The organism is Caulobacter sp. 10L414 (assembly GCF_056395525.1).
In genome coordinates this window covers 1-16,976 of sequence record NZ_JBFTJR010000083.1, presented here as the reverse complement: position 1 = coordinate 16,976, position 16,976 = coordinate 1, and the positions used below count along the sequence as shown (strand labels likewise).

18 protein-coding genes are annotated in these 16,976 nt (G+C 70.6%); 12 read left to right on the top strand and 6 right to left on the bottom strand.

The features are described from left to right. Positions 1–43: 43 nt before the first annotated feature. Positions 44–1,267 carry a cell wall hydrolase gene (locus AC1DCG_RS22985; RefSeq protein ID WP_477041690.1) on the bottom strand — a complete coding sequence of 408 codons (1,224 nt, stop codon included), beginning with the start codon at positions 1,265–1,267 and terminating at the stop codon, positions 44–46. A 14-nt stretch (positions 1,268–1,281) separates the two neighbouring features. Beyond that, positions 1,282–1,758, bottom strand: a complete 477-nt coding sequence (locus tag AC1DCG_RS22980) for a Dps family protein (RefSeq protein WP_116488582.1) — start codon at positions 1,756–1,758, stop codon at positions 1,282–1,284. 78 nt (positions 1,759–1,836) lie between these two features. Here AC1DCG_RS22980 and AC1DCG_RS22975 point away from each other — a divergent pair, with 78 nt between their 5' ends. The 6 genes from AC1DCG_RS22975 to AC1DCG_RS22950 all read left to right on the top strand — a co-directional run bounded on the left by AC1DCG_RS22975 (position 1,837) and on the right by AC1DCG_RS22950 (position 9,266). Beyond that, positions 1,837–4,230 carry a PAS domain-containing protein gene (locus tag AC1DCG_RS22975; protein WP_477031002.1) on the top strand — a complete coding sequence of 798 codons (2,394 nt, stop codon included), beginning with the start codon at positions 1,837–1,839 and terminating at the stop codon, positions 4,228–4,230. A 207-nt stretch (positions 4,231–4,437) separates the two neighbouring features. Continuing rightward, the gene (nadA, locus tag AC1DCG_RS22970; RefSeq protein ID WP_165259104.1) at positions 4,438–5,523 is read left to right on the top strand and encodes a quinolinate synthase NadA; all 1,086 of its coding nucleotides are present in this window, start codon (positions 4,438–4,440) and stop codon (positions 5,521–5,523) included. Between the two features lie 38 nt (positions 5,524–5,561). After that, positions 5,562–7,076 carry an L-aspartate oxidase gene (locus AC1DCG_RS22965; RefSeq protein WP_477031001.1) on the top strand — a complete coding sequence of 505 codons (1,515 nt, stop codon included), beginning with the start codon at positions 5,562–5,564 and terminating at the stop codon, positions 7,074–7,076. A 29-nt stretch (positions 7,077–7,105) separates the two neighbouring features. Next, positions 7,106–7,699, top strand: a complete 594-nt coding sequence (locus AC1DCG_RS22960) for a Uma2 family endonuclease (protein ID WP_477031000.1) — start codon at positions 7,106–7,108, stop codon at positions 7,697–7,699. Between the two features lie 14 nt (positions 7,700–7,713). After that, positions 7,714–8,556, top strand: coding sequence for a carboxylating nicotinate-nucleotide diphosphorylase (gene nadC / locus AC1DCG_RS22955; RefSeq protein WP_477031005.1), 843 nt, complete (start codon positions 7,714–7,716; stop codon positions 8,554–8,556). 74 nt (positions 8,557–8,630) lie between these two features. Continuing rightward, a complete protein-coding gene (locus AC1DCG_RS22950; RefSeq protein ID WP_477030999.1) occupies positions 8,631–9,266 on the top strand; it encodes a DUF4328 domain-containing protein in 636 nt (211 codons plus the stop codon). Here the strand turns inward: AC1DCG_RS22950 and AC1DCG_RS22945 are convergent. Further along, on the bottom strand, positions 9,263–10,420 hold the full coding sequence (locus AC1DCG_RS22945) for an acyltransferase family protein (protein WP_477030998.1): 1,158 nt from the start codon (positions 10,418–10,420) through the stop codon (positions 9,263–9,265). The genes AC1DCG_RS22950 and AC1DCG_RS22945 overlap by 4 nt on opposite strands. Positions 10,421–10,545: 125 nt before the next feature. Between AC1DCG_RS22945 and ygiD the strand changes: the two genes are divergently transcribed. Beyond that, positions 10,546–11,316 carry a 4,5-DOPA-extradiol-dioxygenase gene (ygiD, locus tag AC1DCG_RS22940; protein ID WP_165259114.1) on the top strand — a complete coding sequence of 257 codons (771 nt, stop codon included), beginning with the start codon at positions 10,546–10,548 and terminating at the stop codon, positions 11,314–11,316. Positions 11,317–11,376: 60 nt separating this feature from the next. Next, entirely contained in the window at positions 11,377–11,769 is a 393-nt protein-coding gene (locus AC1DCG_RS22935) for a hypothetical protein (protein WP_477030997.1), read from the top strand. On the opposite strand, the gene AC1DCG_RS22930 is transcribed toward AC1DCG_RS22935, so the two are convergent. Continuing rightward, the gene (locus AC1DCG_RS22930) at positions 11,766–12,470 is read right to left on the bottom strand and encodes a DJ-1/PfpI family protein (RefSeq protein WP_477030996.1); all 705 of its coding nucleotides are present in this window, start codon (positions 12,468–12,470) and stop codon (positions 11,766–11,768) included. The two genes, AC1DCG_RS22935 and AC1DCG_RS22930, sit on opposite strands and share 4 nt — an antisense overlap. Before the next feature lie 97 nt (positions 12,471–12,567). Between AC1DCG_RS22930 and AC1DCG_RS22925 the strand changes: the two genes are divergently transcribed. Then, complete coding sequence (locus AC1DCG_RS22925; protein WP_477030995.1) at positions 12,568–13,509, top strand: GlxA family transcriptional regulator; 942 nt, start codon at positions 12,568–12,570, stop codon at positions 13,507–13,509. Here the strand turns inward: AC1DCG_RS22925 and AC1DCG_RS22920 are convergent. Next, a complete protein-coding gene (locus tag AC1DCG_RS22920; RefSeq protein WP_165259121.1) occupies positions 13,506–14,060 on the bottom strand; it encodes a DUF1003 domain-containing protein in 555 nt (184 codons plus the stop codon). The genes AC1DCG_RS22925 and AC1DCG_RS22920 overlap by 4 nt on opposite strands. A 143-nt stretch (positions 14,061–14,203) precedes the next feature. On the opposite strand from AC1DCG_RS22920, the gene AC1DCG_RS22915 reads away from it, so the two are divergent. After that, a complete protein-coding gene (locus tag AC1DCG_RS22915) occupies positions 14,204–14,383 on the top strand; it encodes a YegP family protein (protein WP_165259123.1) in 180 nt (59 codons plus the stop codon). Positions 14,384–14,472: 89 nt separating this feature from the next. Further along, complete coding sequence (locus AC1DCG_RS22910) at positions 14,473–15,270, top strand: SDR family oxidoreductase (RefSeq protein WP_477041689.1); 798 nt, start codon at positions 14,473–14,475, stop codon at positions 15,268–15,270. Here AC1DCG_RS22910 and AC1DCG_RS22905 read toward each other — a convergent pair. Further along, the gene (locus AC1DCG_RS22905; protein ID WP_165259126.1) at positions 15,230–16,327 is read right to left on the bottom strand and encodes a cell wall hydrolase; all 1,098 of its coding nucleotides are present in this window, start codon (positions 16,325–16,327) and stop codon (positions 15,230–15,232) included. The genes AC1DCG_RS22910 and AC1DCG_RS22905 overlap by 41 nt on opposite strands. Before the next feature lie 384 nt (positions 16,328–16,711). Here AC1DCG_RS22905 and AC1DCG_RS22900 point away from each other — a divergent pair, with 384 nt between their 5' ends. Next, entirely contained in the window at positions 16,712–16,930 is a 219-nt protein-coding gene (locus AC1DCG_RS22900) for a hypothetical protein (RefSeq protein WP_165259128.1), read from the top strand. Positions 16,931–16,976 lie beyond the last annotated feature (46 nt).

Here is a 16,976-nt window from a genome sequence, read left to right as displayed (position 1 = left end):
CCTCCGGCCCTCTGGGCCACCTCCCCCAGAGGGGGAGGATCTTCTAGAGCGGGTTCAGCAGGTTGGGCGGCCGGGGTTTCGGCTTGGGCGGCGGCGGAGGGGGCTCGACGACCGGCGGCGGCGGGGCGGGCTTGGCGGCGRCTTCGGCCTGGACCTCGGGCAGCACTTCCAGGGCCTTGTTGATGCGGGCGATCTCTTCGGGGGTGGCGATGCGGCGGCCGGCGACGCTGCCTTCGACCCTGATGCGCTCGCCTCCCGGCGCGGCGGCGTCGGGGATCACCACCAGCCTGGCGTCCTTCAGCACCGCGCTCGGCGTCGGGCCGCCCAGGGTCTGGGCGAGGTTCTGGGCCAGGACGGCTGGCGGCGCGGCCTCCAGCGTGCGCGGATCCGCGCCCATCAGGGTGTCGGCCGAGATCCTGGTCTCGCCGCCGGCATAGCGGCCGTTGAAGGCGGCCAGCCTGCCCGACGGGCCGGTCCAGCGGTAGAAGATGTGCGTGCCGACCTGGCGCAGCTTCACGAGGGTGGGCGCCCAGTATGGGGCCACATAGTCGGCGTGGTAGTGGGTGGCCACGCCCACGTCCTTCATCACGAAGCCCGACAGCGCCCGCCGGGCCACGGCCTGGGCGCGGTCCCACAGGGTCGGAACCACCGTCTTCTCCAGCGAACCGTYGCAGGTGAAGCTGAACTGGCAGCCGGTGCTGCGCAGCGAGCCCTCGTAGATCACGCCGCAGATCGACTTGGGATAGCCCGGATGGCGCAGGCGGTTGAGCACGGTCTGGGCCACGGCCTGCTGGCCCTCGGGCGCCTCGAAGCCGGCCTCGAAATAGACCGCCTGGGTCAGGCAGTGCAGGGCCCGGGCCCGCTCCTCGCCCGAGGCCTTGAGCACGAAGGGCCTGGCGGCCTCGATCGGCAGGGGCGCGGGCAGGCGGTAGCCGTTGATCAGCCGCGCGTCCGCAAAGTCCGGCACGCCGTCGCCCAGCACCGGGATGGTGGCGATGTCGATCACCTCCCAGCCCTTCACCCGACCCCAGTAGTCCTTGCGCGGGCGCGGGTCGTGACGACGGGCCAGGGCCAGCATCGCCGGATCCATGTCGGCCGTGTAGCGCGCCAGGCCCGCATCGGAGAGCGCCCCGGCCTGGCTGGCCACCCCCGCCGCCCGGCCGTGCTGGCGCGGCAGGTGCCAGGTCGTCGCGCACGCAGAAAGGCCGCCGACGGCGATCAGCGCCGCGGCGGCCTTCTTGCCCGGATGTCGCCTTGGGGACGGCACGCGGGGTGTTCGGATTACTTGCTCAAGGTCGAGCGCAGCATCCAGGCGTGCTTTTCGTGGGCCGCCAGGCGCTGGGTGTAGAGGTCGACGGTGGCCTCGTCGCCCGCCTCGTCCGGAGCCTCAATGGCGCCGCGCAGGGTGGCGATGACCGTCTCGTTGTCGGCCAGCAGTTCCTTGATCATGCCCTCCCAGTCCTTTTCGGCGTCGCCGTCCTTGATGCTGGAGAGGTTGCCGAAGGCGGCGTAGCCCTGCGGGGCCAGTTCGCCCAGGGCGCGAATGCGCTCGGCGATCAGGTCGAGAGCGGCCCATTCTTCGTTGTATTGGCCTTCCAGGAGGATGTGCAGGGACTGGAAGTAGGGCCCGCGAACATTCCAGTGATAGCCGTGCGTCTTGAGGTAGAGCGCATAGCTGTCGGCCAGGACCTTGTTCAATCCCTGCGCGATGTCAGCGCGTTGCTTGGCCGAGATGCCGATGTTCGGAGCGGTCGCCATTCATGATCTCCCGTGTTGCGTGTCCTAGGTAAGCGTGTCCATGCTCTTGGCAAGCCTGCTCATGAGCGCGGAGCAAGAATGAACAAAAACGATCCGCTCGCCCCCACGCCGACGCCGCGCCGTGCGGCGTCCGCCCTGCTAAGCGCGTGGCTTATACCAGAGGTTCCTCCGCCGTTCTGGCGGGCGGCCCTGGCCGCGATCGTGGCCACGCTGGCGGCGCTGGGCATGCGCTTCGCCCTGCTGGGGCCCGACCAGACGCTGGGCGCGACCCAGGCGTTCTTCCCCGCCATGGTGCTGGTGACGCTGTACGCCGGCTGGCGCTGGGGCCTTGCGCCCATGGCCAGCGGGGCGGCGCTGGGCTGGTGGCTGTGGGCCGGGCGCTACGGCGACACCATGAGCGAGCCGCAGACGGCCTCGATGGTGCTGTACCTGGTCTCGGCGACGGCCACGACGGCCGTGGCCCACGGCATGCGCGAGGCCGTCATCGGCCTGGGCGAGGCCCGCCGCCGCCAGCAGGACGCCGAGACGCGGCTGGACGTGACCCAGGCCGCGGCCGGGGTCGGCCCGTGGGAGTGGGACGTAGCCACCGGGGCCCTGCACCTGTCGCCGGCCGCGCGGCGCAACCTGCGCCTGCCGCCGGACGGTCCGCTGGACTTCGAGCAGGTGGCCGCCGCCGTGCATCCCGAGGACCGGCCGCGGGTGCAGGACGAGATCCGGCGGGCGATCAAGAGCGGGCCCCTCTACGAGGTGGAGTACCGGTTGGTGGACGGGCCGGACGGCGAGCGCTGGATCCACGGCCTGGGCCGGATCGAGCGCGACGCGGCGGGCCGGGCCCTGCGCGTGCTGGGCGTCAATTTCGAGGTCACCAAGCGCCGCCAGGCCGAGGAAGGCCTGCGCGAGAGCGAGGCCCGCTTCCGGGCGCTGGCCGACAGCGCCCCGGCCCTGATGTGGATCACCGGCATGGGCGGGGCGCGGGAGTTCGTCAACGCCGCCTATGTCGACTTCGCCGGGGCCGACTATCGCGACGCCCTGACCCTGGACTGGCGCACCCGCATCCACCCCGAGGACCTGCCGGGCATCCTCAAGGCCCAGATCGCCGGCGAGGCCTCGCGCAGGCCGTTCAGCCTGGAGGCGCGCTATCGCCGGCCCGACGGCCAGTGGCGGTGGCTGAAGTCGTTCTCGCAGCCGCGCTACGGCCCCGGCGGCGGCTTCGCCGGCTTCATCGGCATCGCCTTCGACGTCAGCGACGCCAAGGAGGCCGAGGCCAAGCTGACCGGCATGAACGAGCTTCTGGCCGACAAGGTCGACGCCGCCGTCGCCGAGCGCGACCTGGCCCAGGCCGCGCTCAGCCAGGCCCAGAAGCTGGAGGCCATCGGCCAGCTGACCGGCGGGGTGGCCCACGACTTCAACAACCTGCTGACCGTGGTGATCGGCGCGCTCGACGCGGTGCAGCGCCATCCCGACGACGCACGCCGGCGCGACAAGATGATCGACGCGGCGCTGTCGGCCGCAAGGCGCGGCGAGAAGCTGACCCAGCACCTGCTGGCCTTCGCCCGCCGCCAGCCGCTCAATCCGGAGATCTGCCGCGTCGACCGCCTGATCGCCGAGAGCGAGGCGCTGCTGCGCCGGGCGGTGGGCGAGGTCTTGCCGCTGAAGCTCAGCCTGGGCTCGGGCACCCGCACGGCGCGGATTGACGCTGGCCAGTTCGAGGCGGCCCTGCTGAACCTGGTGGTCAACGCCCGCGACGCCAGTCCGCCCGGCGGGACGATCGTGGTGGAATCCGGTCCGGAGACCTTCGACAAGCCGCGCGGCGAGCTGAAGCCCGGGGCCTATCTGCGCGTCTCGGTGCGCGACGAGGGCAAGGGCATGGACGCGGCCACCATCGCCCGCGCCTTCGAGCCGTTCTTCACGACCAAGGCCTCGGGCAAGGGCACCGGGCTTGGCCTGTCGCAGGTCTACGGCTTCGTGCGCCAGAGCGGCGGCGAGGTCGAGATCACCTCCAAGCCGGGCCACGGCACGACGGTGTCGCTGCTGCTGCCGGCCAGCCACGAGGGCGCGATCCTGCAGGCGGCGCCGGTGGCCCCGCCCGCCCCGCGCCCCGGCGTCGATGTGCTGCTGGCCGAGGACGACGTCGAGGTCGGCGACCTGGTCGAGGCCATGCTGCTGGAGCTGGGCCACAACGTGCGCCGGGCCGGCGACGCCGACGAGGCCCTTGAGGTGGCCCGCGCCCACCCGGAACTGGGCCTGCTGGTCACCGACGTGATGATGCCCGGCGACAAGAGCGGCGTCGACCTGGCGGCCATCCTCTCGGCCGAGCGGCCCGAACTGCCGATCCTGCTGAGCTCGGGCTACACCGGCCAGGAGCTGGCGGAAGCCCGCGCCGCGCCCTGGCCCCTTCTGCGCAAGCCCTATGCGCTGGACGCGCTGGTGCGGGCCATAGACCAGGCCTTCGAGACCCGCCGCCCGCACTGATCCGCCCTTGGACCGAACGGGCGTCCTTGCGCGCCGTCGCGGGATTTTTCGTCCGCATGCTTTGCATTCGAGGAACGAGCGGCTATATCTGGATAGCCCCTTATGCTCACTTTCAGCATAAGTCGCGACGCCGGACGGAGCCGCAACCTTTGCCCGGCGTTTTTTGAGGCCCAGGAAATGCTCACTTTGAGCATAAGAGAGGACGACATGGCCGACGGTTTCGCGCCCCTCGCCTTCACCGCCGACATCGAGGCGGAGACCGCCGCCGTCTGGGACAAGGTCAAGCACCACGTCACCCCGATGGAATGGCGTCTGCACGCGCCGCTGATCTCGGAGATCAACCGGATCAAGCGCGAGAAGAACGCCGCCATCCTGGCCCACAACTACATGACGCCGGACATCTTCCACGGCGTGGGCGACTTCGTGGGCGACAGCCTGGCGCTGGCCAAGGAAGCCGCCAAGAGCGACGCGGCGATCATCGTCCAGGCCGGCGTGCACTTCATGGCCGAGACCAGCAAGGTGCTCAGCCCCGAGAAGAAGATCCTGATCCCCGACCTGCTGGCCGGCTGCAGCCTGGCCTCGTCGATCACGGGCGCGGACGTGCGGCTGATCAAGGAGCGCCATCCGGGCGTGCCGGTGGTCACCTACGTCAACACCACCGCCGACGTGAAGGCCGAGACCGACATCTGCTGCACCAGCGCCAACGCCGTGCAGGTGGTCGAATGGGCCGCCAAGGAATGGGGGACCGACAAGGTCATCCTGATCCCCGACGAGTTCCTGGCCCGCAACGTCGCCCGCCAGACCAACGTCAAGATCATCGCCTGGGCCGGCCACTGCGAGGTGCACAAGCGCTTCACCGCCCAGGACATCGCCGACATGCGCGCGGCCTGGCCCGGCGCCGAGGTGCTGGCCCACCCCGAATGCCCGGCCGAGATCCTCGAGGCCTCGGACTTCGCCGGCTCGACCGCGGCGATGAACGACTATGTCGCAGCCCGCAAGCCCGCCCAGGTGGTGCTGATCACCGAGTGCTCGATGGCCAGCAACGTGCAGGCCGAAAGCCCCGGGACCCAGTTCATCGGCCCCTGCAACATGTGCCCGCACATGAAGCGGATCACGCTGCAGAACATCTACGACGCCCTGGTGCACGAGCAGTACGAGGTGACCGTCGACGCCGATGTGCTGGAGCGCGCCCGCCAGGCCGTGCAGCGGATGATCGACCTGCCCCCGCCCGCCGCCCCGGCCCGCTACGACCTCGTCAAGGCTCGCCACCACGTGGACGTGGAGCTGATCTAGCCCCTTTCGCCCTTCCCTCTCCCCAGGGAGCGTATCCAGTGATCGAACGCGTAGACTTCGACGGCCCCGTCATCCTCGGTGCGGGCCTTGCCGGCCTCACCGCCGCGCTGGCGGCCAAGACCGCGCTGGTGCTGTCGCCGACGCCGCTGGCGAGCGGCTGTTCCAGCGCCTGGGCGCAGGGCGGCCTGGCCGCCGCCCTGGCCGGCGACGACACGCCTTCGCTGCATGCCGCCGACACCATCGCGGCGGGCGCCGGCCTGTGCGACGGCGAGGCCGTGGCGCTGCTGACCCGTGAAGGCCCCGCCGCCGTTCGCGCCCTGGCCGCCCTGGGCGCGCCGTTCGACCGCAAACCGGACGGCGACTTCGTGCTGAGCCTGGAAGCCGCCCACTCCAAGGCCCGCGTCGCCCGCGTCGGCGGCGACGGCGCCGGCGCGGCGATCATGGCCGCCGTCATCGCGACGGTGCGCGCCACGCCCACGATCGAGGTCCGCGAGAACGCCCGCGCTCGCCGGCTGCTCCAGGACGAGACCGGTCGCGTGGTCGGCGTGCTCGCCGAGATCGACGGCGCTCTGGTCGAGGTTCGCAGCCATGCCGTGGTCCTGGCCACCGGCGGCGTCGGCGGCCTCTACGCCGTCACCACGACGCCGACCCAAGTGCGTGGCGAAGGCCTGGGCCTGGCCGCGCTGGCCGGCGCCGAGATCGCCGATCCCGAGTTCGTGCAGTTCCACCCCACGGCCATCGACATCGGCCGCGATCCCGCGCCCCTGGCGACGGAAGCGCTGCGCGGCGAAGGCTCGATCCTGCGAAATACGGATGGCCGCGCCTTCATGGCCGACTATCACCCGGCCAAGGAGCTGGCGCCGCGCGACGTGGTGGCCCGCGCCATCCACGCCGAGCGCGCCGCCGGCCGCGGCGCCTTCCTCGACGCGACGACGGCCGTGGGCGGCCACTTCCCCCGCGAGTTCCCGGCCGTGTTCGAGGCCTGCCAGAGCGCCGGGATCGATCCGCGCCGCGAGATGATCCCGGTCGTGCCGGCCGTGCACTACCACATGGGCGGCGTCGCCACCGACCTGGACGGCCGCGCCAGCCTGCCGGGCCTCTACGCCGCCGGCGAATGCGCCTCCACCGGCGTGCAGGGCGCCAACCGCCTGGCCTCCAACAGCCTGCTGGAAGCGGCCGTGTTCGGCGCCCGCGCCGGCCGCGCCGCCGCCGCCGAGGGCGAGACGGGCGACGAGCCGGTCTCGCTCGCGCCGCTGCCCGACCTGCCGGACGAAGCCTTCCAGGCGCTGCGCAAGGCCATGAGCCGCGACGCCGGCGTCATCCGCGGCGCGACGGGCCTAGCCCGCCTGCAGGAAGAGATCGCGGCGCTGGAAGCGGCCCACGGCCCCTGCCCGCCCCTGGTCGCCGCCCGCCTGATCGTCGACGCCGCCCTGGCCCGCCAGGAAAGCCGGGGCGGTCACTACCGTTCGGACTTCCCCGAAAAGGCCGCCCCCGTCCGCACCTTCGTCACCCTCGACCCCATCCAGGCCGGTTTGCGCCACGCCGCCGAGTAGTGGTACGTAAGGGGAACGGAGACGCGACCATGACGGCGACCAGCGCGGGTTTCGAGGAACGCGGCGATACCGAGTTCCTGTTCGACTTCGACCAGTACGAGCGCATGGACCAGGCCGGCGTGTTCGCCGACGTCTCCGGCCACGTAGAACTGATCGAGGGGAAGATCATCCACATGGCGCCCGCTTCCCTGGATCATGGCGAGGTCAGCGCAAACGCGGCTTTCGTGCTCAAGAGCGCGATACGCAAGCTATCCGCTTCGACGAGCCTGAAGGTCTTCGTGGGCTCCACCCTGAAGCTGGGACGTTACAGCGCGCCTGATCCCGACGTCCTCGTGGCTCGGGCGCCCGAAGGAAAGTACGCCGAAGCCGAAGCCGCCGTCCTGGTCGTCGAGGTTTCCATCTCGTCGCTCGGCAACGACCTGACGGTGAAGAGCCGCCTCTACGCCAAGGCCGGCGTGCCGGAATACTGGGTGGCCGAGCCGGAAGCCCGTCGCCTGACGGTCTTCAGCCAGCCGCTCCCAGACGGCGGCTGGGGCGAGACCGCTGTCCACGAAGGCGACGCCGCGGCCGTCTCGCCGCTGTTCGCCCCCGAAGTTCGCATTCCGCTGTCGGAGCTGTTTTGACCGCCCTCCCCCGTATCCAGCCGCTGCCCGACCTTCTCGTCCGTCCCATCGTCGATCTGTCCCTGGCCGAGGATCTGGGCCGGGCCGGCGACATCACGGGCCTGGCCTGCATCGACGCCGACGCCCGGCTGTCGGTGCTGTTCGCCAGCCGCCAGGACGGCCGGGTCGCCGGGCTGTCGTGCGCGCGCCTGTCGCTGGCCGCCCTGGACCCGACCGCKACCTTCGAGGTGATCACGCCCGACGGCGCCGACGCCGCGCCGGGCACGGTGCTGGCCCGCGCCGAGGGCAACGCCCGCGCCGTGCTGGCCGCCGAGCGCACGGGCCTGAACCTGCTGGGCCGCCTGTCGGGCATCGCCACCCTGACCCGCGCCTATGTGCGCCTGGTCGAGGGCACGGGCGCGACCATCGTCGACACCCGCAAGACCACGCCGGGCCTGCGCGCCCTGGAGAAGTACGCGGTGCGCTGCGGCGGCGGGGTCAACCACCGCTTCGGCCTCGACGACGCGATCCTGATCAAGGACAACCACGTCGCCGCCTGCGGCGGGGTCGGCGAAGCGGTCCGCCGGGCCCGCGCCTTCGCCGGGCACCTGGTCAAGGTGGAGGTCGAGGTCGACGGCCTGGACCAGCTGGAAGACGCCCTAAAGCACGGCCCCGACGTGGTGATGCTCGACAATTTCAGCCTGGCCGATCTTGCGACCGCCGTGGCGCTGGCTAAGGGCCGCGCGGTTCTGGAGGCCTCGGGCGGGGTGAACCTGGCCACCGTGCGCGCCATCGCCGAAACGGGCGTGGACGTGATCAGCGTCGGGGCCCTGACCCACTCGGCGCCGGTGCTGGATATCGGGCTGGACGCGGCCTGAAGAGGCTCTCGCCGGGATTGATCCAAACCCTTCCTGCCCGCTAAGAGACGCCCTCAGTCTCCGGGGGCGGATCATTGACCAAGAAGACCTACACGCCGCGCGCGCCAGCGCCGTTGGCCAGGACCGTGCTGCTGTGGGTTTGGATCCAGATGGGCGCGACGGCTGTCAGCATGATCTCGGGGGTTGTGCTGTTTGCGGCGGCCAGCGCCGAAGCCGGCCCCAGCCTGGACACTGTCCAGACGGTCGACGTCATGATCAACCTAGCCTATGTGGCGGTGTTCGCTGTCGGCAGCGTTCTGGGCCTGAAGTGGATCCATCGGGTGAACATCAACGCCCACGTCATGGCGCCGGACCTGACGATCACGCCGCCATGGGCCATCGGCTGGTACTTCGTACCGATCGCCACGCTCTTCAAGCCGTTCAAGGCCATGAAAGAAACCTGGCAGGCCAGTTGCGATCCGCAGGACTGGCGCTCTGTGCCCACGCCGGGTTGGATGCGCGTCTGGTGGGGCTTCTGGATCGCCAGCTCGGTGATCGACCAGGCCAACAGTTGGGTCGACCCTTCCGGCGACCTGGATCTCATCCGGTTCGGCGAGGTGGTCGGGCTGGTCAGCGGCGTGCTGAACCTGGTCGCCTGCGTCTACTTCGCCAAGCTGGTGCGCGCGCTCACGGAGCGTCAGACCAACACCCAGGCGCTGGAGGTCTTCTAGCCCCTGCCGCGCACCCACGGCATGATGCGATCCTGCACGGGCTGGTCGATGAAGGTGTGGAAGACCCAGGCCGCGCCGATGGCCAGCGGGAAGCCGGCCAGCCACATCAGCCACTGCCAGCCGATGCCGATCGGCACGGTGTCGATCAGCTTGTGCACGGCGCTCCAGTAGATCACGCCGACCAGGATGTGGGTGATGAACAGGGCGAAGGAGAGCTTGGCGCCCTCCTCGATCCAGGCCTTGGGATGCTTCACCGGCAGCCGGCCGGCGCCGAGGATGATGGCGGCCAGGCAGGTCAGGCTGGGCAGGTCGTAGCGGCCGATCAGCTGGATGATCACCAGGCCCGCGCAGCCGACGGTCAGCAGCACCTTGGCGGCCTTCTCGGTGGGCCAGGAAAGCTCGACCGCGCGCGCCAGGCACAGGCCCAGCAGGAACAGCGGAACGGCCCGCAGCACGCCGATGCGCAGCGGCAGGTCGGACAGGCCGATCGGGACCTCGGCGAAGCCGAAGCCGTTGGTGCGGCGGGCGGCGACGTCGAACAGCACCACGACCACGGCGGCCAGGGCGATGGGCAGCCAGGGACGGCGCGTGGCGCTGGCGGCGCGCCAGAACCAGGGGAACAGAGCGTAGCAGACGATCAGCGCCGACAGCGACCAGCTGGGCAGGTTCCAGCCGTCGCTGTTGAAGCCCCAGGCATGCATCAGCATCGCCTGCAGCGGCAGCTGGTCCCAGGCGAAGCGCGAGGGCTTGTGGGCGTCGGTGCCGATCAGGTTCAGCGCCAGCACCAGGCCGGCCATGGCGGCCAGCACCATCAGGTGCCCCGGCCACACGCGCGCGGCGCGGCGCAGCCAGAACTGGAAGTGGGTGATGCGGCCGGAAATGGCCGACGGCCCGTAGGCGCGACCCAGCACGTAGCCCGACAGCATCAGGAAGAAGTCGGTGGCCAGATAGCCGCGCGCGAACACCGGGTGGAAACGCTCGATCCGCAGGGGGCTCTCGGCGCCGAAGTGGTAGACCACGATCAGCAGGGCGGCCAGCAGGCGCAGCAGGTCCAGCGCGCCGCCGCGCGTGGCCGGCCGGGTCGAATGGCTGACGAAAGACGCGGCTGGGGCGACCGGCGGGGCCGACTCCGAGGATGACTGGGACGTGCTCACGAGGGCAGGCCTTAACAAAGCCCGGCCTCGGGGGGAAGCGGCGGAAGGTCGCGCCGGCCGTCCTTGACCCGCGAGGCGCGAGCGCCCATCTGTAACTGTACGAGTTTCTATTTGGATTTCGCGCCATGACCCGCATGCCCGTCCTCTTCATCGGCCACGGCTCGCCGATGAACGCCATCGAGGACAACGCCTGGAGCCGCGCCTGGGCGCAGCTGGGCCGCGACCTGCCGCGCCCCAAGGCCGTGCTGATGATCAGCGCCCATTGGGAGACCATGGGCGGCACGGCGCTGAGCGCCGCCGAGCGCCCCGAGACCATCCACGATTTCGGCGGCTTCCCGCAGGCGCTGTTCGACGTGCAGTACCGCGCGCCGGGCGATCCGGCCCTGGCCCAGCGCGCCGCCGACCTGCTGGCCCCGCAACGCACGGTGCAGCATCCGACCCGCGGCCTCGACCACGGGGCCTGGAGCGTGCTGGCGCCGATGTATCCCGACGCCGACGTGCCGGTGGTGCAGCTGAGCATCGACCGCGGCCAGCCCAACGCCTGGCACTACGAGGCCGGCCGCCGGCTGGCGGCGCTGCGCGACGAGGGCGTGCTGATCATCGGCAGCGGCGACATCGTCCATAACCTGCGGGCCGTGAACTTCCGCACCGGCGAGACCCCCGACTGGGCGCCGCGCTTCAACGAGCGCGCCAAGGCCCTGATCACGGCGGGCGACCACCAGCCGCTGATCGACTGGGAGAGCCTGGGCCCCGACGCGGCGCTGTCGATCAACAGCGCCGAACACTATCTGCCGCTGCTCTACGTGCTGGGCGCGCAAGGGCCGGACGAGCCGGTGTCGTTCTTCGCCGACGACGTCTTCGCGGCGATCTCGATGACCGGCGTGCAGGTGGGGTGAGGCAGGGATCAGCCGCCCTTCTCGTTCCCTTCCCCATCGCCCCCGTCTAGGGTCCTGAAGATGACCCGCAACCCAAAGCCCGTACGCGAAGGATTCCGATGGGCGGTCTATTGCCTGGCCCAGCCCGCTGAAATGCAGCTGTCGTTGTCACCCGAATTCGTATGCAAAGCCGACGAACTCGCACTGACCTTTGACGACGGGCTCCGTGAACTGGGCCGTGGAAGATCAGACCTGAGCCCGCATCGCCAGGCCTGCCTCGACGCGCTTGAAGCTTGGCTTTGCCAGATGAGCGAAGCCGGCGACGAGGGTCTCTGGACCGACAACGCCGTGCGCAATCATCCGTCCTGGAGGGTCGTACGGTTGCTGGCGACGGCAGTGCTTGCGGCCTTCGAATGGGATGCCCCGGAGCCTAGTCAGCGCCAGGATGTCTACGTTCCAGCCGCGAGCGGCTAGACCCCTTCCAGCGCCCCCTTCCCCAACCGCTCGGCCGCCGCCACGGCCGCCGCGCGGCGCTCGTCCATACCGTTGTCGTAGATGCGGCGCACGCGGGCCAGGATCTCCGGCGGGGCCAATTCAGGCCGGCCCGACTGGAACGGCGGGTCGGGCGCGTACTCGACGGCCAGCTGGATGGCCTGGGCGACGGTGGGACCGGCGATCTCGGCGACCAGGGTCAGGGCGAAGTCGACGCCGGCCGTAACCCCGCCGCCGGTGACGAAGCGGCCGTCGCGAACGACGCGGGCCGCGTCGGGGATGGCGCTGAACAGCGCCAGCTGGTCGCGCCAGGCCCAGTGGCAGGCCGCCCGCTTGCCTTCCAGCAGCCCCGCGGCGGCCAGCACCAGCGAGCCGGTGCAGACGCTGGTGACGTAGCGCGCGCTCCAGGCCAGACGCTTGACCTGCTCCAGGAAGGCCTCGTCGCCCATGGCCTGGGTCGTGCCGAACCCGCCGGGAATGCAGAGGATGTCGCAAGCCTCGATCTGGTCGAGCCGCGCCAGATGGGCGAAGATCAGGCCGTCGGCCTCGATCTCGCCGCCGGCGAGGCTGGCGACGGAGATCTGGGCGCCCGGCAGCCGCGCCAGGATCTGGTGGGGGCCGGTGAAGTCGAGATGGGTCACGCCCGGAAACAGGGCGAAGACGATGCGGATCGGGTCGGCCATGAGAGCCCTCCTGGTTTGACGACCGATGCTCTCCCCGATAGCGTTCGGCGGAAATGACGGAGATCCCTCGATTTCCGCCATCATTCGGGGGAATGCCATGCCTCGCGCCGTCGGCATGCTGGTCTATCCGGGCTTCCAGCTTCTGGACGCCGCCGGCCCGATCTCGACCTTCGAGATCGCCGCGCGGTTCGATCCCGGGGCCTATGGCCTGACGGTGGTGTCGCGCGACGGCGGCTGGACGGCCAGCAGTTCGGGCGCGGCCTTCGACACCGTGGCGTTCGACAAGGCGCCTGCTTTCGACACCCTGCTGATCTCGGGCGGCGACGGCGTGCGGGCGCCCGCCGCTTGCGCGGCGACGCTCGACTATGTGCGCAAGACCGCGCGGCAGGCGCGGCGGACGGCCAGCGTCTGCTCGGGAACCTACGTGCTGGCGGCGGCGGGCCTGCTGGACGGCAAGCGGGCCACCACCCACTGGAGCCGCACCAAGGACTTCCAGAAGCGCTTTCCGGACGTGCGGCTCGAGGCCGACCGCATCTGGGTGCAGGACGGCCCGATCTGGAGCTCGGCCGGCATCACGGCGGGCATCGACCTGGCCCTGGCGATGATCGGGGCCGACCTCGGCGAAGCCGTCGCCAAGCGCACGGCCCAGCAGCTGGTGGTCTATCACCGCCGGCCGGGCGGCCAGTCGCAGTTCTCGGCCCTGCTGGAGCTGAAGGGCGGACGCTTCGACGCCCTCCTGGCCTGGGCGCGCGAGAACCTGGCCCGGCCGCTCAGCGTCGAGGAGCTGGCCGAGCGCGCGGCCATGAGCCCGCGCAACTTCGCCCGCCTGTTCGCCGCCGAGACCGGCTCGACCCCGGCCAAGGCCATCGAGCGGCTGCGGGTGGAGGCCGCCCGGGCCCTGCTCGACAGCGCCCCGCTGCAGGTCGAGGACATCGCCCTGGAGTCAGGGTTCGGCGACTCCGAACGCATGCGCCGGGCCTTCATCCGCGTGTTCGGCCAGCCGCCCCAGGCCCTGCGCCGGGCGGCCAAGGCCAGCTAGCCGCCCCGCAGCGCCTTCACCTCGGCCCGCAGCTCGTCGAGGCAGGCGGTGTTGGCGCGGGCCATGTCGGACAGTTCGGCCATGCGCAGGGCGTCGAGCTTGTCGTGCAGGCGCATGATCTCGAGCTCGGCGCGCAGGTTGACGACGTAGTCATGCTCGGCCGCCTCGCGGTCCTTCGCCGCCTGGCGGTTCTGGCTCATCATGATGATCGGGGCCTGGATCGCCGCCAGGGTCGACAGCACCAGGTTCAGGAAGATGAAGGGATAGGGATCGAAGGCCTTGTGAAACGGCATCAGGGCCAGATTCAGGATCACCCAGGCGGCCAGCACCGCCGAGAACCCGCCGATGAAGCCCCAGGAGCCGCCGATCGCGGCCACCCGGTCGGCCAGGCGCTCCCAGAAGCTGCCTTCCTTCTGCGACAGCCCGGGCGCGAGACCCGTGGGGGCCTCGGCGGCGATCAGGTCGATGACGCTGCGCTTGACGGCCGAAAGGTCGGCATAGGCCTCGCCCAGCAGGGTGCGCGAGAGGTGGTCGAGTTTGTCCGCGCTCATGGATCCGTCCGGCCTGATGAGTCTCCATCATTCCGTGCGCCGGGCTTCACCGCAACGCGGTTGACAGGGTCGCGTCAGGGGCGCGAGGGTCGCTACGTCGGCTCGTCGACCCACGACCAGTCATCACCCCCCGGGAGCACCAGATGGCCCACAAGTTCCTGATCAAGAAGAACAAGGCCGGCGAGTTCGTCGCCTATTTCGTCTACAACAGCGAGACCATCTTCTGGACCGAAGGCTACGCCTCGAAGGCCTCGGCCAAGAACGCCATCGAGTCGATCAAGAAGAACGGCCCCGACGCCGAGATCGACGACCAGACCGACTGATGCGCGCCTGACGCGTACGTGAACTTGACCCCTCCCCGTCGGTCGCTGTCTGATCGGCGATAATGAACAACAACGACGGGGAGGCGGACATGTCGGCTCGCAAGGCCATCTTCATCACCGGCGCGGCCAGCGGCATCGGCCTGGCCAGCGCCAAGCGCTTTTCGGCGGAAGGCTGGTTCGTCGGCCTGTCGGACATCGACGAGGCCGGCCTGGCCCGCGCCCTGGCCGAGATCGGCCCCGCCAACGGCTCCATCCATCCCCTGGACGTGCGCGACCGGCAGGCGTGGACGCCCGCCCTTTCCGCCTTCGTCGAGCAATCCGGCGGCCGGCTGGACGTCCTGTTCAACAACGCCGGCGTGGCGCGCTTCGGCCCCTTTTCGGAAAGCGACCCGCAGGGCGACGACCTGATGCTGGCGGTCAACGTGCAGGGCGTGTTGAACGGGGCGCGGGCCGCCCTGCCCTTCCTGAAGGCCACGCCCGGCTCGCGCCTCGTCAACATGGCCTCTTGCGCGGGGATCTACGGCTCGCCGGGCCTGGCGGTCTATTCGGCGACCAAGTTCGCGGTGCGCGGACTGTCCGAGGCGCTGGACGCCKAGTTCGCCGCCTTCAGCGTCAGCGTGGCCTGCGTCATGCCGTGGTTCGTCGAGACGCCGATCCTGCGCAACTCCCAGCCGGGCAAGAACGCCGACATGGGCGAGGAGCTGCGCAAGAGCGGACTGCCCGTCTACGGCGTCGACGAGGCGGCGCAGACGGTCTGGCAGGCGGCGCACGGCCGCGAGCTCTATTACCTCGTGGGCAAGCGGGCCAGGCAGATGCGGTTCATGGCCCGCCTGGCCCCTGGGTTCCTCAGGAACCAGCTCCGGTCGCGATCACCGACGACGGCTTGACCGCCTCGGCCTTGTCGCCGGCCTTGGCAGGACGCATGGCCGGGGCCGACGCCGGTTCGGGACCGACCTTCTCCGGGCCGCCCATGCCGCCTTCCTTGGCCGTGACCAGGGCGCTGGCGACATAGATCACCGGCTTGCCGTCGGCGCTGGGCGCCTGCGGAAGGGCCGTCAGGACGGGCGCGTCCGGCAGGTCCTCGATGGTCGAGGGCCGCGGCTTGTCGGTGAAGGCGCCCGGCGCGCCGGCGCGACCGCCGAAGCGGTAGAACACGTGCATGCCGACCTGGGCGACGCGCATCAGGCGCGGACCCCAGTTCGGCGCGACGCCGGTGGTGTGGAAGTGGGTGGCCGAGCCGACCTCGGACATCACCGTGCCGGCCAGGGCGCGCGAGGCGACCTTGCGGGCCCGGGTCCAGGCGGCGCGTTCGGGACGGGCGCGCATCGAGCCGTCGCAGGCGAAGCTGAACTGGCAGCCGGTGCGGGCCGAGGCGCCCTGGAACACCACGCCGCAGATCGACTTGGGGAACGAAGGGTGGCGTACGCGGTTTAATACGACTTGAGCCACTGCGGCCTGGCCGCTGGAGGTCTCGCCCCGGGCTTCGTAGTAGACGGCCTGGGCCAGGCACTCGAGTTCGCGCGAGCTTTCGAGGGCGTTGGCGAGGTGGAACGGCGCGGCGGCCGGATTGAAGGAACCGCCGAGGCTGGCGCGCATCAGGAGCGGCTTGTCCTCGGTCTTGTCGTCGCCGCTTTCGAGGCGGGCGGCGAGCAGAGAGGCCTGGCGGTCGCGCTGGGCGTCGCCGGCGACGGTATAGGGGTCATGGCGACGGGCGATGGCGAGCGCCCCGGCGTCCATGCGCGACGCGGCCTGATGCAGCGCCGCTTCGGAGTAGCTCCCCGCGGCGCTGTCGGCCAGGCGCGTAACCCGAGCGTGCTGAGCGGCGGTCTGGGCCATGCCCCCCGCCAGATAGACGCCGCCAAGCGCCAGGCCCGTGACGGACCCGACCAATACGGCGCCGATCAGCCCGCGCGCGTCAGCGCACGTCTGCGACTTGATATTCAAAACTTGCGTCCTGCGCGACGAGGGCGCACCGGCCCCCCGACAAAAACGCTCCCAAGACACCCGGAAAAAGCACTATCGGGCCGGTCTGGCAGCGGAGGTTCGACCGTTCGCAATAAGGTCGAGATCCTGCTTATGCCTCGCCTTATGACCGAACTATGACCGAGTCGCAAGCGCCTGCTGCACCGCAGCATGAGTTTTGCCTGCCTTTTCGGCTACCGATACCGTTAACACTTTGATTCACAGGAAAAACCTGGACGGGCGCCAAAACGCCGCAGCAGCGCGGTTTTTGCCCCTCCGTCGCGGCTAGGTCGGAACCTCGACCAAGCTTCGCCGTTAACCGCTGCAGTTGGATCGCCCCCGCGCCGAAGCTTTGGAGACCCCCTGATGCCCCGCCTCTCGCCGTTCGCGCCGCGCTTGGCCGCCATCCTGGCCCTGGCCGCCCTGACCACGGCCTGCGGCCACAATATGGAGCAGCGGGCGGCCACCGGGGCCATCGCGGGCGCGGTCGTCGCCGGGCCTGTGGGCGCCGTCGTCGGCGCGGGGGCCGGGGCCGTGGTCAACACGGCGGCCAAGCCGGCGCCGAAGTCGAAGAAACGCCGGTAGAGCGCTTAGCGCCCCCTCCGGCCCTTCGGGCCACCTCCCCCAGAGG

Excerpts from the sequence above, each read along its gene's own strand:
- AC1DCG_RS22980 (WP_116488582.1), bottom strand. The coding sequence starts at position 1,758 with ATGGCGACCGCTCCGAACATCGGCATCTCGGCCAAGCAACGCGCTGAC.
- AC1DCG_RS22975 (WP_477031002.1), top strand. The coding sequence starts at position 1,837 with ATGAACAAAAACGATCCGCTCGCCCCCACGCCGACGCCGCGCCGTGCG.
- nadA (WP_165259104.1), top strand. The coding sequence starts at position 4,438 with ATGGCCGACGGTTTCGCGCCCCTCGCCTTCACCGCCGACATCGAGGCG.
- AC1DCG_RS22960 (WP_477031000.1), top strand. The coding sequence starts at position 7,106 with ATGACGGCGACCAGCGCGGGTTTCGAGGAACGCGGCGATACCGAGTTC.
- ygiD (WP_165259114.1), top strand. The coding sequence starts at position 10,546 with ATGACCCGCATGCCCGTCCTCTTCATCGGCCACGGCTCGCCGATGAAC.
- AC1DCG_RS22935 (WP_477030997.1), top strand. The coding sequence starts at position 11,377 with ATGACCCGCAACCCAAAGCCCGTACGCGAAGGATTCCGATGGGCGGTC.
- AC1DCG_RS22930 (WP_477030996.1), bottom strand. The coding sequence starts at position 12,470 with ATGGCCGACCCGATCCGCATCGTCTTCGCCCTGTTTCCGGGCGTGACC.
- AC1DCG_RS22925 (WP_477030995.1), top strand. The coding sequence starts at position 12,568 with ATGCCTCGCGCCGTCGGCATGCTGGTCTATCCGGGCTTCCAGCTTCTG.
- AC1DCG_RS22920 (WP_165259121.1), bottom strand. The coding sequence starts at position 14,060 with ATGAGCGCGGACAAACTCGACCACCTCTCGCGCACCCTGCTGGGCGAG.
- AC1DCG_RS22915 (WP_165259123.1), top strand. The coding sequence starts at position 14,204 with ATGGCCCACAAGTTCCTGATCAAGAAGAACAAGGCCGGCGAGTTCGTC.
- AC1DCG_RS22900 (WP_165259128.1), top strand. The coding sequence starts at position 16,712 with ATGCCCCGCCTCTCGCCGTTCGCGCCGCGCTTGGCCGCCATCCTGGCC.